The following is a 15,683-nucleotide window of genomic DNA, read 5'->3' on the forward strand; positions in this document are numbered from 1 at the left end:
TTTTATAGAGGCAAATAAATTTTTAAAGTATCACAGAAGTATCACAGAAGTATAAAATTTGTGTAACATTTTATTTTTATAAATTAGCGCTACCCCGAATAAATCTACTCTTGAATGAAAAGAATTTTAATTATAGATGATGATCAATCGTTATCTAATCTTTTAAAAATTAATGTTTTAAACCATGGTTATGAGTCGGAAATAGCTTTGGATGGAGCTAAAGGATTAGAATTGGCTTTGCTACACGATTATTCTTTAATTTTATTAGATATCACCTTGCCTAGACTGGATGGAATAGAAGTTTGTAAAAGGATACGTTTAAAAAAACAAGTTCCAATTATAATGCTCACCGGAAAGACAGATGAATTAAATAAAGTTCTCAGTTTAGAGTTAGGAGCTGATGATTATGTAACTAAACCTTTTGGAGTTAGGGAATTAATGGCAAGAATTAAAGCAGTGCTTAGAAGGTATGAATATGATACAACTATGAAAAAGAATAAAACCTTAATTTTTGAAGATTTATATATTAATATTGCGAAAAGAATTGTTTCAATAAATAATTCTAAAATTAATCTATCTCCTAAAGAATTTGAATTGTTAACATTATTTGCTAATAATCCAGGAAAAATATACAGTAGAACTAATTTGTTGCAAATAATTTGGGGTTATAATTTTAAAGGTTATAGTCATACTGTAAATTCTCATATAAATCGCTTAAGGAGAAAAGTTGAGTTCGATATGGCTAATCCAAAGTATATTCTAACAGAATGGGGGATTGGCTATAAGTTTAATGAAGCTTTAATACCTCGTTTAAATGAACAGGTTTCAGTCATTATCTAATAAGTTTGTAGTAAAATTAAGTTTTTCATTTCTTGTCATAATCCTAATCATAGGAATAGTATATATTTCAGTTACTTTCTTCTTGTTAGATAAATTCTATAGTCAAACTACACAACGTTTAAATGCGAACATAGCGAATCATTTAATTGATGAAAAGTTTAAGGATAAAGAACCATTTTTAGAAGATGGTTCTGTAAATGTTGAGCTATTCGATGATATTATGCATGATATGATGGCAGTGAATAGAGTTATTGAAATTTATTTATTGAATGATAGAGGAGAGGTACTACATTCTTTGGTGCTAGATCATTCTAAGAAACCAGAAATTGTTAGTAAAGTAAATTTAAAACCGATACACCAATTCATTGAGAATAATCAAGAATTTATTCTAGGAGATGACCCTAAAAATATAAATGAAGAAAAAATTTTTTCAGCAGCTTCGTTTAAAAGTAATGGTAGAGTAGGATATATATATATTCTATTAGCGAGTCACGATTTTGAAAAAATATGCGAGAATCTATTCCGAGGTTATTTTTCTAAACTAACTCTTACCACTTTACTCATAACATCATTGTTGTCATTAAGTATTGGTTTTATCAGTATTATATTAATATCTAAAAGTTTATTGATAATTATACATTATGTAAATAAGTTTAAAGAAGGAGATTTAAAGAGTAGAATTCCTTCAGCTTCAACAACTAATTTATCAATTTTAGCCACAACTTTTAATGAAATGGCAGATACAATTTCTCAAAATATAGAAGAAATTAAATCAATAAACGCATTTAAAAAAGAGTTGATAGCAAATATTTCTCATGACCTTAGAACACCATTAACTTTAATTAGAGGTTATGCAGAAACTCTTAATGAAAAGGAAATTTTAATAACTGAAGAAAATAGATATGAATTTCTTACGATAATAGAGCAAAGTACTTTAACCTTATCTAACTTGGTAAATCAACTTTACGAATATTCAAATTTAGATGCCAAACAGCTAAAACCAAATAAAATAACATTTAATATATGTGAATTGTTGAATGATGTTGTTAATAGATATTACATACTATCTAACAAGAAAAAAATAAAAATTAAATTAGACTGTAAATTAGATATACAACATTTTGTTTATGCTGACAAAGTGTTGATAGATAGGGTGATTCAAAATATATTGGATAACGCTATAAAATTCACACCTAATGGAGGTAATATCACGATTGTTTTAGAAGATAAAAATGATAGAACTATTGTTAAAATTAAAGATTCTGGGCAAGGAATAGATGATTTAGAACGCGATCTTATTTTTGATAGATGGTTTACATCAAAAAAAATGAAAGAAAATAAAGGCCTAGGCCTAGGTTTAGCCATCGTAAAAAAAATAATAGAGCTTCATGGTACTAGTATCATGATACATTCTGAGGGAAAAAATAAAGGTTGTGAGTTTATTTTTTCATTGTATAAATTTGAAAAACTAGAGAATCAACAAGTTAATGTCTCTTGAAGGTAAATCAAACCAATCGGCAACAGTTTTATTGGTTAATATTCCATGATAGAAATACATTCCATTACGTAAGCTTTTATCAAATCTAGCAGCATTTTCAAAACCACCCTCCTCAGCTATATTTAAGAGGTAAGGGGTAAGGATATTACTGATTGATACTGATGCAGTTCTAGAGTATCTTGAAGGGATATTAGGCACACAATAATGAATTACATCATGTTTTCTAAAGGTTGGTTTACTATGGGTAGTAATTTTAGAAGTTTCAAAACATCCACCTCTATCAATACAAACATCCACTATAATAGCGCCAATTTTCATTTGCTCTATCATTGTTTCAGTTACAATAACAGGAGATCTATCAACTCCTCTAATAGCACCTATGGCAACATCGCAGCGCATTAAAGCCTTTAAAAGTGATTTAGGTTGTACTGTAGATGTATAAATAGGCCCTGGAATAGACTCTTGTAAACGTCGAAGTTTTGTAATTGAATTATCAAAGACTTTTATTCGTGCTCCTAAACCTATAGCAGCTTTAGCAGCTGATTTACCAACTGTTCCAGCACCTAAGATAACTACATCTGTAGGAGGTACACCACTTATGTTTCCTAATAATAAACCATTTCCGCCGTTGGCAGAAGACATAAGTTCTGCAGCAATTTGCATAGATGAAATACCAGCAATTTCACTTAATGATTTTAACACTGGATAAACCCCATCTTCATCTTTAATATAGTCATAAGCAATAGCAGTAATTCTTTTCTTCGCTAGTGCTACAAAATACTTTTTATTTTGAGTTTTTAATTGTAGAGCTGAAATTAAAAAAGATTGAGGTTTCATTAATTCAATTTCGTCTAAAGAAGGCGGTTCAACTTTTACTACCAAGTTACATTCAAAAACTTCTTTAGAATCATACACTATTTTTGCTCCTGCTTCAGAGTATTCAATATCCGTATATTTAGCACCTTCACCTGCATTTGTTTCTACAATAACTCTATGGCCATGAGCAACTAAAGCGGCTACAGCATCCGGAGTTAAACTAATTCGTTTTTCCTCTAGGTGTGTTTCTCTTGGTAAACCAATAAATAATTCGCCCTTTTGCTTTTTAATTTCAAGCATTTCAGGTTGCGGTAAAAGTTGCTCTTTGGTAAACGGGGTAATAGAACTCATTAATTTTACTTAAGTTGAATGTTTCTAAAATTATTATCAGTAAGGTTAATTATAACTTCACTAGCATTTAAAGGTAGTAAATTTTTAATATTCTCAGGCCATTCGATTAAACACCAATGACCAGAGCTAAAATATTCTTCAATACCTATATCTAATGCTTCTTCATCATTTTCTATTCTGTAAAAGTCGAAATGATAGATTATTTCACTAGTATTTGTATGATATTCATTTACTAATGAGAATGTAGGTGAGCTTATAATATCATCACTACCTATAGTTTTACAAATCTCTTTTATGAGTGTAGTTTTACCCACTCCCATATCACCATAAAATAAAAGTACCTTATGTTTTGTGTTAGAAATAAGTTCCTTAGCTATAAAAGTAATATCTTCTAATGAATAATTTTTATTCATAAAACTATTTAGAATTATATATAGCGCAAGGTATAATAATTTCTTCTAATGAAATACCTCCATGCTGATATGTATTTCTATAATATTTTACAAAATGATTAAAATTGTTAGGATACGCAAAAAATAAATCTTCTTTAGCAAAAATAAAAGGACTATTAATAGCTATACTTGGTAAAAAGATGTCTTGCGGATTTTTTACTTCATATACATCTTTTTGTTCGTAACTTAAGCTACGACCTGTTTTATACCTTAGATTGGCACTTATATTTTTATCTCCAATAACTTTTGTTGGGTTTTTACAATTTATAGTACCATGATCAGTAGTAATAATTAGTTTCTGTCCTAATTCTTTTGCCTTTTGTATAATGGATAAAAGAGGGGAATTTTTAAACCAACTAGCTGTTAATGATCTATACGCTTTATCATCTCCAACAAGTTCTTTTATTACCTCCATCTCAGTTTTAGCATGAGAAAGCATATCAACAAAATTATAAACAACAACAGTTAAATCGTTATTCTTAGTGCTTTTATAATTATCGGCTAAGTCTTTACCGTTTTTGAGTGAAGTTATTTTAAAATATTCGTGTTTAAGATTTAGGTTTAATCTTTTTATTTGAGCGGTTAAAAATTCATTTTCAAAAAGGTTTTTACCACCTTCGTCAATATCATTTTTCCAATATTCTCTGTGTCTTTTTTCCATCTCAGAAGGCATTAATCCTGAGAAAATAGCATTTCTAGCATATTGTGTTGCAGTAGGTAAAATGCTAAAATAAGAATGCTCTTCTTCCTTTTTATAGAAGTTTTCTATATAAGGCTCTAAAATTCTAAACTGATCATATCTTAAATTATCAATGATAACAACTAATGTACCTTGTTCATTACTTAGATTAGGAACTATTAAATCTTTAAAAAGTGTATGAGATAGAACAGGTTTATCATCAGAAGTAAGCCAATCTTCGTAGTTCTTTTTTATAAACTTAAAAAAATGCGTATTTGCTTCAGATTTCTGACTTTCTAATATTTCTAACAAACTAGAATCATCAATATTTTCTAGTTCTAATTCCCAGTGAACTAGTCTTTTGTAAAATTCAATCCATTCTTCATATGAATTTACCATAGATAAATCCATAGAAATTTTTCTAAATTCTTGTTGGTAATTTAGGGTTGTTTTTTCTGTAACAAGTCTAGAGTGATCTAAATTCTTTTTTAAACTTAGTAAAATTTGATTTGGATTTACTGGTTTAATAAGATAATCAGCTATTTTAGAACCAATAGCTTCTTCCATTATATATTCTTCTTCACTTTTAGTTATCATAACTACAGGAAGATTAGTTTTCTTTTGTTTGATCTGTGTTAACGCTTCCAAACCCGAAATTCCAGGCATGTTTTCATCTAAAAAGATTATATCAAAACTCTCCTTATCAACTAAATCAACTGCATCAGCTCCATTAGTACATGTAGTCACATTATAATTTTTCTTTTCTAAGAAAATAATATGAGGTTTCAATAAATCTATCTCATCATCTACCCAAAGTATATCCATTTTTTTCATAATTGGTTGGTTACAGAATTCAACGCACAAAACAGGTGTTTAGTGTTGAAAAAATTAAATACCCAAGTTATATATTTTTTTTCTTAAAAAAATAACAAAGTTGATTATTGATATTTAACTACATTTGTTTCGTTATCTGAAATTTAATTATATTGAGTAAATCTAAAACTAACAAACTGAAAATTTTTAACGATCCTATTTATGGATTAATTTCAATTCCAAATTCTTTAATTTTTGATATTATTGAACATAAATATTTTCAGAGATTACGTAGGATAACACAAATGGGATTAACTAATTTAGTGTATCCAGGAGCCCATCATACACGTTTTCATCATGCTATAGGTTGTATGCATTTAATGCAAAAAGCAATTCAAGTATTACAATCAAAGAATATTAAAATTTCAGAAGAAGAAGCTACAGCACTTTGTATTGCCATTTTATTGCATGATATAGGTCATGGAGCATTTTCACATGCTTTAGAACATAGTATAGTAGATGAAATTGTTCATGAAGAAATATCGCTATTGTTTATGAAGAAGTTGAATGGAGAATTTAATGGACAATTGGACTTAGCTATAGATATTTTTGAAGGAAAATATGAAAGAGGTTTCTTCAATCAGCTAATATCAAGTCAACTAGATATTGATCGATTAGATTATCTTAAAAGAGATAGTTTTTATACAGGAGTGGCCGAGGGAAATATCTCATCAGATCGACTAATCGCAATGATGAATGTAAAAGATGATCAATTAGTTATAGAAGAAAAAGGAATTTATTCAGTAGAAAATTTTTTAATAGCAAGAAGGTTAATGTATTGGCAAGTCTACTTGCATAAAACATCTCTTGCTTCTGAAATATTATTAGTTAAAATATTACAAAGAGCAAAGGTTTTGGCTAAATCTGGTGTAAAATTGCCAGCGAGTGCTCCGTTACAATATTTTTTATCAAATACTATTTATAGGAATAATTTTACAGACGAAACTTTAGAAATGTTTTCTAGACTGGATGATTATGATGTTTTATCAGCGATTAAAGAATGGTGTTATAACGAAGATTTGGTACTATCAAAGCTTTCAAAGATGTTAATTCAAAGAAAATTATTGAAAATTGAATTACAAAATCAACCTTTTACAGATTCCTACAAAACAAAAATCCACAAAAAAATAAAAAAGAAATTTAACATAGATGATAGTGTATTACCGTGTTTTATTTTTGAAGATTCAGTAGCAAATCAAGCATATAATAAAAAGAAACCTATAAAAATTTTAACAAAAAAAGGTAAATTAAAAGATATAGCTAAAGCTTCTGATCACTTAAACTTACAAACTTTATCTAAGCCTGTAATAAAGTATTATTATTGTTATCCTAAGAATTTTTCTAAGGTTTAATCGTTCGAGATTCATACTAAACAAAAAATAATTACTTTTGCAATTAATGGAGTTTACAGCAAAACAAATCGCAGATATTTTACAAGGAGATGTCGAAGGAAATTTAGATGAACTAGTAAGTAAATTAGCAAAGATAGAAGAAGCTGAAAAAGGGTCTTTAACTTTTTTAGCTAATCCGAAATACAATCAATATATATATACTACTTCGGCATCAATTACTATTGTTAGTAAAGAGTTTGTTCCAGAAAGAGAAATCTCTACTACTTTAATTAAAGTCGACGATCCTTATAAATCATTTTCTACATTATTAGAGTATTATAATCAAGTTAAGCATAATAAATCAGGAAGAGAGAATCCTATATATGTATCTACTACAGCTTCAATAGGAGAAAATGAATACATTGGGGCATTCACTTATATTGGAGAAAATGTTATCATTGGAAATAATGTAAAGATTTACCCCAATAGTTATATAGGAGATAATGTTACCATAGGAAATGACTGTGTTATATTCTCAGGAGTAAAGATTTATTCTGAAACTGTAATTGGAAACGATTGTAAAGTTCATTCAGGTAGTGTTATCGGTTCTGATGGTTTTGGATTTACGCCAGACGAAAACGGTATTTATAAAGCAGTACCGCAAACAGGAAATGTAATTATTGAAGATCATGTAGATATAGGAGCCAATTCTACCATAGATAGAGCTACTTTAGGCTCTACAATTATTAGAAAAGGTGTAAAATTAGATAATCAAATTCAAATAGCGCATAATGTAGAAATAGGACAAAATACCGTAATAGCTTCACAAACAGGCATAGCAGGTTCTACCAAAATAGGTGAGAACTGTATGATTGGTGGTCAAGTTGGTATTGTTGGACATATTTCTATAGGAGATAATGTTAAAATTCAGGCACAGTCTGGAATAGGTAAGAACCTTAAAGATAATGAAGTTGTTCAAGGTTCACCTGCTATAGGTTATTCTGACTTTAATAAATCTTATGTTTATTTTAGAAATTTACCTAAAATCGTATCAACTATTCATAAACTAGAGAAAGAGTACAATACTCAAAACAATAAAAATGAGTAAACAACAACAAACAACTATAGAAAATGAAATTACTTTATCTGGTGTAGGATTACACACCGGAAATCAAGTAACAATGACGTTTAAACCAGCACCTATTAATCATGGATTCGCTTTTAAGAGAGTAGATTTAGAAGGTCAGCCTGTGATTGAAGCTAAAGCTGACTATGTTATCGATACTCAAAGAGGAACTAACATGGAAAAAAATGGTGTACAAATTAATACCTCAGAACATGTATTAGCTGCAGCTGTAGGATTAGATATTGATAATTTATTAATAGAAATTAATGCTTCTGAGCCTCCAATAATGGACGGTTCTTCAAAATTCTTTATAGAAGCATTAGAAAAAGCAGGGGTTGTAGAACAAGATGCACCTGTAGATGAGTACGTAGTTAAAGAGGTTATATCATATAAAGATGAAAATACTGGAAGTGAAATTATTTTAATGCCTTCTGATAAGTATGAAGTAACTGCTATGGTAGACTTTGGAACTAAAGTACTAGGAACTCAGAATGCTACATTAAGTAAAATTTCAGATTTTAAAGAAGAAATTTCATCAGCAAGAACATTTAGTTTTTTACATGAAATTGAAATGCTTCTAGAAAATGATTTAATCAAAGGAGGAGATCTTAATAATGCTATAGTTTATGTAGATAAAGAACTTTCAGAAAGCACAACTGAAAAACTTAAAAAAGCATTCAAAAAAGATGATATAAAAATTAAACCTAATGGAATTTTAGATAATTTAGAGTTACGTTGGGCTAATGAAGCAGCAAGACATAAATTATTAGATGTTATTGGAGATTTAGCTTTAGTAGGTACCAAAATAAAAGGTAAAGTTATAGCTAACAAACCAGGGCATCAGGTAAATACTGCGTTTGCTAAAAAATTATCTAAAATCATAAAAAAGGAAAAGAGAAATAATGTACCTACTTTTGATTTAAATCAACCACCGTTGATGGATATTCATAAAATCATGGATATTCTTCCTCATAGACCACCATTTTTATTAGTAGATCGAATATTAGAACTTACTGATACACATGTTGTTGGAATGAAGAATGTAACAATGAATGAAGGGTTCTTTGTAGGTCATTTTCCAGGAGCACCAGTTATGCCAGGAGTATTGCAAGTAGAAGCAATGGCTCAAGCAGGAGGAGTTCTTGTACTAAGTACAGTACCCGATCCAGAAAATTATTTGACTTATTTTATGAAAATAGATAAAGTTAAGTTTAAACAAAAGGTTTTACCTGGAGATACGTTAATATTTAAAAGTGAATTAATAACGCCGATACGAAGAGGAATTGCACACATGCAAGCCTATGCTTATGCCAACGGAAAATTAGTTGCAGAGGCGGAGTTAATGGCACAAATTTCTAAAGTAAAGTAATATGAATCAACCATTAGCCTACGTTCACCCCCAAGCAAAAATAGCTAGAAACGTAGTAATAGAACCATTTAGCACTATACATGCTAATGTAGAGATTGGTTCAGGTACATGGATTGGATCCAATGTAACCATAATGGAAGGAGCTAGAATTGGAAAAAATTGTAGAATTTTTCCAGGCGCAGTTGTATCTGCAATTCCCCAAGACTTAAAGTTTAATGACGAAGAAACAACAGTAGAAATAGGAGACAATGTTACTATTCGTGAATGTGTTACGATCAATAGAGGTACAGCTGATCGATTAAAAACCGTTATAGGAAATAATTGTTTAATCATGGCGTATTGTCATGTGGCTCATGACTGTGTTGTTGGAGATAATTGTATTTTTTCAAATAATTCAACACTAGCAGGGCATGTGACTATTGGAGACAATGTAGTACTAGCAGGTATGGTAGCTGTACATCAGTTTGCGTCGGTTGGAAATCATGCATTTGTAACAGGTGGTTCACTTGTGCGTAAAGATGTTCCTCCATATGTTAAAGCAGCTAGAGAACCTTTGTCTTATGTTGGAATTAATTCGATTGGGTTAAGAAGGAGAGGTTTTACTACAGAGAAAATCAGAGAAATTCAAGATATTTACAGAATATTATTTCAAAAAAATTATAATAATTCTCAAGCTATAGCAATTATAGAGGCTGAGATGGAAGCTACTTCTGAGAGAGATGAGATTGTACAGTTTATTAAAGATTCTCACAGAGGTATAATGAAAGGATATTACAAAACAAATTAATTAATTATATAATGGCATCAACTTCAGATATTAAAAAAGGATTGTGTATTAAATACAATAGCGATATATTCAAAATCATAGAATTTTTACATGTAAAACCAGGTAAAGGACCTGCTTTTGTAAGAACTAAATTAAAAAGTGTTACCACAGGAAAAGTAATTGATAATACATTTTCAGCGGGACATAAAATTGAAGATGTTCGTGTAGAAACTCACAAGTTTCAGTATTTGTATGCTGAAGGAGATGATTTACACTTCATGAATACTGATGATTATAACCAAATTACTTTACAAAGAAAAGTTGTTGATGGTTCAGAATTCATGAAAGAAGGAGAAGTAGTAACTATTTTAATAAATACTGAAGACAGCTTGCCACTTTCAGTAGAAATGCCTTCTCATGTAATTTTAGAAGTAACACATACAGAGCCAGGAGTAAAAGGAAATACAGCGACAAATGCAACAAAACCTGCTACTGTAGAAACTGGAGCTAGAGTAAATGTTCCTCTTTTTATAAACGAAGGAGATAAAATCAAAATTGATACAGAAAAAGGCTCGTATTCGGAAAGAATTAAAGAATAAAAATAATTTCATCCCGCTTAATTGCGGGATTTTTTTCATATGAAATTCAATACTACCCAAACTTTACAACAGATAGCTAATCTGTTAGAAATACAATTTGTAGGAGATCCTAATTTTAAAATTACAGGCTTAAATGAAATTCATGTTGTCCAAGAAGGAGAAATTGTATTTGTAGATCATCCTAAATATTATGATAAAGCTTTAAATTCTAAGGCTACTACAATACTAATCAATAAAGATGTAGCATGTCCTGAAGGAAAAACGTTATTAATATCTGACGATCCTTTTAGAGATTTTAATAAATTAACAAAACATTTCAATCCTTTTATAGCCTCTAAACAAAGTATAGCTGATTCTGCTGAGATAGGAGAAGGTACAATAGTACAACCAAATGTATTTATAGGTGAAGGTGTTAAAATCGGTAAAAACTGCTTAATTCATGCCAATGTTACCATAAATAACAATTGTATTATAGGTGATAATGTTACAATTTATTCAAATACTGTACTAGGTAGCAATGCGTTTTATTACAAAAAGAGACCTGAAGGTTTTGACCCTTTAGTTTCTGGAGGTAGAGTAGTTATTGAAGATGATGTAGACCTAGGGGCAAGTTGTACTATTGACAGAGGAGTAACTGGAGATACAACCATTGGAGAAGGTACTAAGATTGATAATCAGGTACATGTGGGACATGATACTGTAATTGGTAAAAAGTGTCTGATAGCAGCCCAAACAGGTATAGCAGGTTGTACAGTTATTGAAGATGAAGTTACAATTTGGGGACAAGTAGGAGTTGTTAGTGGTTTACATATTGAAAAAGGAACTGTTTTAATGGCGCAAACAGGAGTAATGAAGTCCTTAAAAAAAGGAGTATATTTTGGTACTCCACAAGAGGAATACAGACAAAAAATGCGTGAAATTATTCATTTAAAAAACGAAGTAAATAAAAACAAAAAGTAACGATAATTTTAATTGGTAATACTCAATTAAAAAACTATTTTTGCTTGACTTAAATAAAAATAAACCAGATGAGCGTTTTAGTAAATAAAGATTCAAAAATTATTGTTCAGGGTTTCACAGGAAGTGAAGGTACTTTTCACGCTGGACAAATGATAGAATATGGAACAAATATTGTTGGTGGTGTTACTCCAGGTAAAGGAGGTCAAGAACACTTAGGTAAGCCTGTTTTTAATACTGTAGATGAAGCAGTAGCTAAGGCTGGAGCTGATACTTCAATTATTTTTGTACCACCAGCTTTTGCAGCTGACGCAATCATGGAATCTGCTGAAGCAGGAATTAAAGTAATTATTTGTATTACTGAAGGTATTCCTACTGCAGACATGGTAAAAGTTAAATCTTATATTGATGCAAAAGAAGATTGTACTTTAGTAGGACCTAACTGTCCAGGTGTAATTACACCAGAAGAAGCTAAAGTTGGTATCATGCCAGGGTTTATTTTCAAAAAAGGAAAAGTAGGTATTGTTTCTAAATCAGGAACATTAACTTATGAAGCAGCTGATCAAGTTGTTAAACAAGGTTATGGTATCACAACTGCTATTGGTATTGGTGGAGATCCAATTATTGGAACTACAACAAAAGAAGCAGTTGAGTTATTAATGAATGATGATGAAACTGAAGCAATTGTAATGATTGGTGAAATAGGTGGGCAATTAGAAGCAGAAGCTGCACGTTGGATTAAAGCTGATGGAAATAGAAAGCCTGTAGTAGGTTTTATTGCAGGACAAACTGCACCTGCTGGTAGAACTATGGGACATGCTGGAGCTATTGTAGGTGGTGCTGATGATACAGCTCAAGCAAAAATGAAAATTTTAGCAGAAAATGGAGTACACGTAGTTGAGTCTCCTGCTAAAATTGGAGAAATAGTAGCAAAAGTTTTAGCATAATTAGTTAAAATTTACTAAAAAACAAATAGATTTGATCCGATCACTATACTTTAGTGGTCGGATTTTTTAATTAATAACAAAAAACAAAAAAATACAATGAAAAAAATCAATCAAATACTAACTATGATTGCTTTTTCTGTAATTTTTATAAGTTGTAAAAAAACTTCAGAAAGTACAGAAGTAGTAGCAGAAAACCATACAGATGATAATGGTTTTAACTATGTTACTTATACTAATGATCCTACAGGTTTACGTTTATATACTTTAAAAAATGGTTTAAAAGTCTATTTAGCGCAAAACTTTGAAGAACCAAAAATTCAAACATTTATACCTGTGAGAGCCGGTTCTGTTTATGATCCAAAAGATAATACTGGATTAGCCCATTATCTAGAACATATGGTTTTTAAAGGTACAGATGAAATTGGAGCAATCGATTTTGAAAAGGAAAAAGTTGAATTGCAAAAAATATCTGATTTATATGAAAAGCATAAGGCTGAAAAGGATTCTCTTAAGAAAATAGAAATCTATAAAGAGATTGATAAAGTTTCTCATGAAGCTTCGAAATTAGCTATCGCTAATGAATATGATAATATGATCAGTAGTTTAGGAGCTGAAGGAACTAATGCTTGGACATGGCATGAAGAAACAGTTTATGTAAATAAAATACCTACCAATGAATTAGATAAATGGTTAACAGTAGAAGGTGAACGCTTTAGTCAATTGGTATTACGATTATTCCATACAGAATTAGAAGCCGTTTACGAAGAATTTAATGGGGGACAAGACAGTGATAGAAGAAGAGAATCATATGCAATGATGGATGCACTTTTTCCGAAACACCCTTACGGACAACAAACTACTATTGGTAAATCTGAGCATTTGAAAAATCCTTCAATGGAAGCTATACATGCTTATTTCAATAGATATTATGTGCCTAACAATATGGCAGTAGTTTTAGTTGGAGATTTAGATTTTGATGCTACAATTAAAAAAGTTGATGCTGCTTTTGGAAAACTTAAATCTAAGGAAGTTAATCACCCAACAAGACCAACAGAAGATCCTTTAACGGAAATCACAGTAAAAGAAGTGGTTGGACCTGAGGCTGCTAGAGCTAGTGTAGCCTATAGAAGTAAGGGGATAGGTACTAAAGAAGAAAAGTACTTAACATTAATTGATATGATTTTAAGTAATAGTGAAGCGGGTTTAATTGATTTAAATTTAAATCAAAAACAATTAGTACAAGGAGCTGGTAGTTACACAACTTTTTTAAATGATTATGGAATGCACCAGTTATATGTAACTCCTAAAAATGGTCAAACCTTAAAAGAAGCTACAGATTTGGTTTTAGGACAAATTGAAAAAGTTAAAAAAGGAGAGTTTGATGATTGGCTTATTGATGCTGTAATCAATGATTTAAAATTAAGCACTATCAAAAAATATCAAAATGCATCTTCAATAGCTTATGATTATGTAAATGCGTTTGTTCATTTTCAAGATTGGGGAAATAGAGTACAGTTATTAAATGAGTTAAGAAAGATTTCAAAAGAAGAATTAGTCGCTTTTGCTAATGAATTTTATAAAGATAATTATGTAATCGTTAATAAAAATCAAGGAAAAACTGAAGGTTTAGTAAAAGTGCCAAAGCCAGAAATTACTCCTAATGAATTAAATAGAGGTAAAGTTTCTGATTTTACAACAGCATTTAACAAAATGACATCTCCAGATCTTAAACCAAAATTTAACGATTATAAGTCTGCAATAAAGAAAACAACTCTGGATAATGGTTTAACAGTAGAATACATTACTAATACTAAGAATGATTTAGCTGAACTTGACATCATTTTTGATATGGGTAAAGATCACAACAAGAAGTTACCAATAGCGGTGAATTACTTGCAATATTTAGGTACTGATACTAAAACTCCTGAAGAAGTAAAAAAAGATTTTTATAAGTTAGGTATTAATTATGGTGTAAGTTCTGGTGCTGATAGATCTTATGTTTATTTATCAGGATTAAGAGAAAATCTTGATAAGGGATTAGCTTTACTGGAAAATTTGTGGGCAAATGCAAAAGCAGATCAAGATATTTATAATAAATATGTTGATAAAATTGCAAAAAGACGTATTGATACCAAAGCAAATAAAGGAAGTATTATGTGGAGAGGTTTAATGAGTTATGGTCAGTATGGAGAAGGATCTAGATTGAGAGATATTTATACAATTCAAGAGTTAAAAGATCAAAATCCAGAAGAATTAGTAGCTTTAGTTAAGGATTTGAAAAACTATAAACACCGAATTTTCTACTATGGTAAAGACATTAATCAAGCTAAATCAGCTTTAAATAAAAATCATATTATAGCAGCTGATTTGAAAGATTATCCACAGAAAAAAGTATATGAGTATGCTAAGACAGGAGATAATGTTTACTTTGTTAATTACGATATGGTACAAGCAGAAATGTTATTTTTAGCAAAGGGAGATGAATTTGATCCTAAAAAACTAGCAATTTCTACATTATTCAATAATTATTTTGGTAGTGGGTTATCTTCAATTGTCTTTCAAGAAATTAGAGAATCTAAATCATTGGCATATTCAGCTTTTTCTGCATATAGTAATGCTTCAGAAAAAGGAAAACCCAATTACACATACGCGTATATAGGAACACAAGCAAATAAAATTCCTGATGCTGTAGATGCAATGTTAGACTTAATGAATAATATGCCTGAAGCTGAAAAACAATTTAATGCCTCAAAAGAGTCTGCTCTTAAAAAAATAGCTGCTGAAAGAATAAATGACACAGGAATGTTTTGGGCATATGAAAGTTTAAAGAAAAGAGGAATTGATAACGATAATCGTGAAGAAATTTATAACGCTATTAAAAACATGACAATGAAAGATATGAAAGAGTTCTTTGATACTAATATCAAAGGTCAAGATTATAATATCATGGTTGTTGCTAATAAGAAAGATATCGATTTAAAAGCACTTTCAAAATTAGGAACATTAAAAGAAATGGATGTAGATTATTTATTCAATTACGAAAAACCTAAGGTTGTAAAACCCTAAATAATAAACTCAT

13 protein-coding genes are annotated in these 15,683 nt (G+C 30.0%); 10 read left to right on the plus strand and 3 right to left on the minus strand.

What is annotated here, in order from left to right:
- Positions 1-114: 114 nt before the first annotated feature.
- Complete coding sequence (locus BVC87_RS03185; protein WP_075340904.1) at positions 115-840, plus strand: response regulator transcription factor; 726 nt, start codon at positions 115-117, stop codon at positions 838-840.
- Positions 815-2,338: a sensor histidine kinase gene (locus BVC87_RS03190; RefSeq protein WP_075340905.1), complete on the plus strand. Its 1,524-nt coding sequence runs from the start codon at positions 815-817 to the stop codon at positions 2,336-2,338. Before BVC87_RS03185 ends, BVC87_RS03190 begins: the two co-directional genes overlap by 26 nt.
- On the opposite strand, the gene BVC87_RS03195 is transcribed toward BVC87_RS03190, so the two are convergent.
- From BVC87_RS03195 to porX, 3 genes are read right to left on the minus strand one after another with little or no spacing between them, the layout of a single operon-like run.
- Entirely contained in the window at positions 2,309-3,505 is a 1,197-nt protein-coding gene (locus BVC87_RS03195) for an alanine dehydrogenase (RefSeq protein ID WP_075340906.1), read from the minus strand. The genes BVC87_RS03190 and BVC87_RS03195 overlap by 30 nt on opposite strands.
- A gap of 5 nt (positions 3,506-3,510) precedes the next feature.
- The gene (tsaE, locus tag BVC87_RS03200; RefSeq protein WP_075340907.1) at positions 3,511-3,918 is read right to left on the minus strand and encodes a tRNA (adenosine(37)-N6)-threonylcarbamoyltransferase complex ATPase subunit type 1 TsaE; all 408 of its coding nucleotides are present in this window, start codon (positions 3,916-3,918) and stop codon (positions 3,511-3,513) included.
- Positions 3,919-3,922: 4 nt separating this feature from the next.
- A complete protein-coding gene (porX, locus tag BVC87_RS03205; RefSeq protein ID WP_075340908.1) occupies positions 3,923-5,470 on the minus strand; it encodes a T9SS response regulator signal transducer PorX in 1,548 nt (515 codons plus the stop codon).
- Between the two features lie 152 nt (positions 5,471-5,622).
- Here porX and BVC87_RS03210 point away from each other — a divergent pair, with 152 nt between their 5' ends.
- From BVC87_RS03210 to BVC87_RS03245, 8 genes are all read left to right on the plus strand, one after another.
- Positions 5,623-6,861: an HD domain-containing protein gene (locus BVC87_RS03210; RefSeq protein ID WP_083629229.1), complete on the plus strand. Its 1,239-nt coding sequence runs from the start codon at positions 5,623-5,625 to the stop codon at positions 6,859-6,861.
- A 46-nt stretch (positions 6,862-6,907) separates the two neighbouring features.
- Complete coding sequence (lpxD, locus tag BVC87_RS03215) at positions 6,908-7,948, plus strand: UDP-3-O-(3-hydroxymyristoyl)glucosamine N-acyltransferase (RefSeq protein ID WP_075340910.1); 1,041 nt, start codon at positions 6,908-6,910, stop codon at positions 7,946-7,948.
- The gene (locus BVC87_RS03220) at positions 7,941-9,335 is read left to right on the plus strand and encodes a bifunctional UDP-3-O-[3-hydroxymyristoyl] N-acetylglucosamine deacetylase/3-hydroxyacyl-ACP dehydratase (protein ID WP_075340911.1); all 1,395 of its coding nucleotides are present in this window, start codon (positions 7,941-7,943) and stop codon (positions 9,333-9,335) included. The genes lpxD and BVC87_RS03220 overlap by 8 nt, the downstream gene beginning before the upstream one ends.
- A gap of 1 nt (position 9,336) precedes the next feature.
- On the plus strand, positions 9,337-10,122 hold the full coding sequence (gene lpxA / locus BVC87_RS03225; RefSeq protein ID WP_075340912.1) for an acyl-ACP--UDP-N-acetylglucosamine O-acyltransferase: 786 nt from the start codon (positions 9,337-9,339) through the stop codon (positions 10,120-10,122).
- A gap of 11 nt (positions 10,123-10,133) precedes the next feature.
- On the plus strand, positions 10,134-10,700 hold the full coding sequence (gene efp, locus BVC87_RS03230) for an elongation factor P (RefSeq protein ID WP_075340913.1): 567 nt from the start codon (positions 10,134-10,136) through the stop codon (positions 10,698-10,700).
- A 39-nt stretch (positions 10,701-10,739) separates the two neighbouring features.
- Positions 10,740-11,660 (plus strand): UDP-3-O-(3-hydroxymyristoyl)glucosamine N-acyltransferase, encoded by a 921-nt coding sequence (locus tag BVC87_RS03235; RefSeq protein ID WP_075340914.1) that lies wholly within the window; start codon positions 10,740-10,742, stop codon positions 11,658-11,660.
- 68 nt (positions 11,661-11,728) lie between these two features.
- Entirely contained in the window at positions 11,729-12,604 is an 876-nt protein-coding gene (gene sucD, locus BVC87_RS03240) for a succinate--CoA ligase subunit alpha (RefSeq protein ID WP_075340915.1), read from the plus strand.
- A gap of 96 nt (positions 12,605-12,700) precedes the next feature.
- On the plus strand, positions 12,701-15,670 hold the full coding sequence (locus tag BVC87_RS03245; protein ID WP_075340916.1) for a M16 family metallopeptidase: 2,970 nt from the start codon (positions 12,701-12,703) through the stop codon (positions 15,668-15,670).
- Positions 15,671-15,683: the final 13 nt, after the last annotated feature.

It is taken from the genome of Tenacibaculum agarivorans (assembly GCF_001936575.1).
GTDB classification, from domain to species: domain Bacteria; phylum Bacteroidota; class Bacteroidia; order Flavobacteriales; family Flavobacteriaceae; genus Polaribacter; species Polaribacter agarivorans.

Excerpts from the sequence above, each read along its gene's own strand:
- BVC87_RS03195 (WP_075340906.1), bottom strand. The coding sequence starts at position 3,505 with ATGAGTTCTATTACCCCGTTTACCAAAGAGCAACTTTTACCGCAACCT.
- lpxD (WP_075340910.1), top strand. The coding sequence starts at position 6,908 with ATGGAGTTTACAGCAAAACAAATCGCAGATATTTTACAAGGAGATGTC.
- tsaE (WP_075340907.1), bottom strand. The coding sequence starts at position 3,918 with ATGAATAAAAATTATTCATTAGAAGATATTACTTTTATAGCTAAGGAA.
- BVC87_RS03190 (WP_075340905.1), top strand. The coding sequence starts at position 815 with ATGAACAGGTTTCAGTCATTATCTAATAAGTTTGTAGTAAAATTAAGT.
- BVC87_RS03245 (WP_075340916.1), top strand. The coding sequence starts at position 12,701 with ATGAAAAAAATCAATCAAATACTAACTATGATTGCTTTTTCTGTAATT.
- lpxA (WP_075340912.1), top strand. The coding sequence starts at position 9,337 with ATGAATCAACCATTAGCCTACGTTCACCCCCAAGCAAAAATAGCTAGA.
- sucD (WP_075340915.1), top strand. The coding sequence starts at position 11,729 with ATGAGCGTTTTAGTAAATAAAGATTCAAAAATTATTGTTCAGGGTTTC.
- porX (WP_075340908.1), bottom strand. The coding sequence starts at position 5,470 with ATGAAAAAAATGGATATACTTTGGGTAGATGATGAGATAGATTTATTG.
- BVC87_RS03185 (WP_075340904.1), top strand. The coding sequence starts at position 115 with ATGAAAAGAATTTTAATTATAGATGATGATCAATCGTTATCTAATCTT.
- BVC87_RS03235 (WP_075340914.1), top strand. The coding sequence starts at position 10,740 with ATGAAATTCAATACTACCCAAACTTTACAACAGATAGCTAATCTGTTA.
- BVC87_RS03220 (WP_075340911.1), top strand. The coding sequence starts at position 7,941 with ATGAGTAAACAACAACAAACAACTATAGAAAATGAAATTACTTTATCT.
- efp (WP_075340913.1), top strand. The coding sequence starts at position 10,134 with ATGGCATCAACTTCAGATATTAAAAAAGGATTGTGTATTAAATACAAT.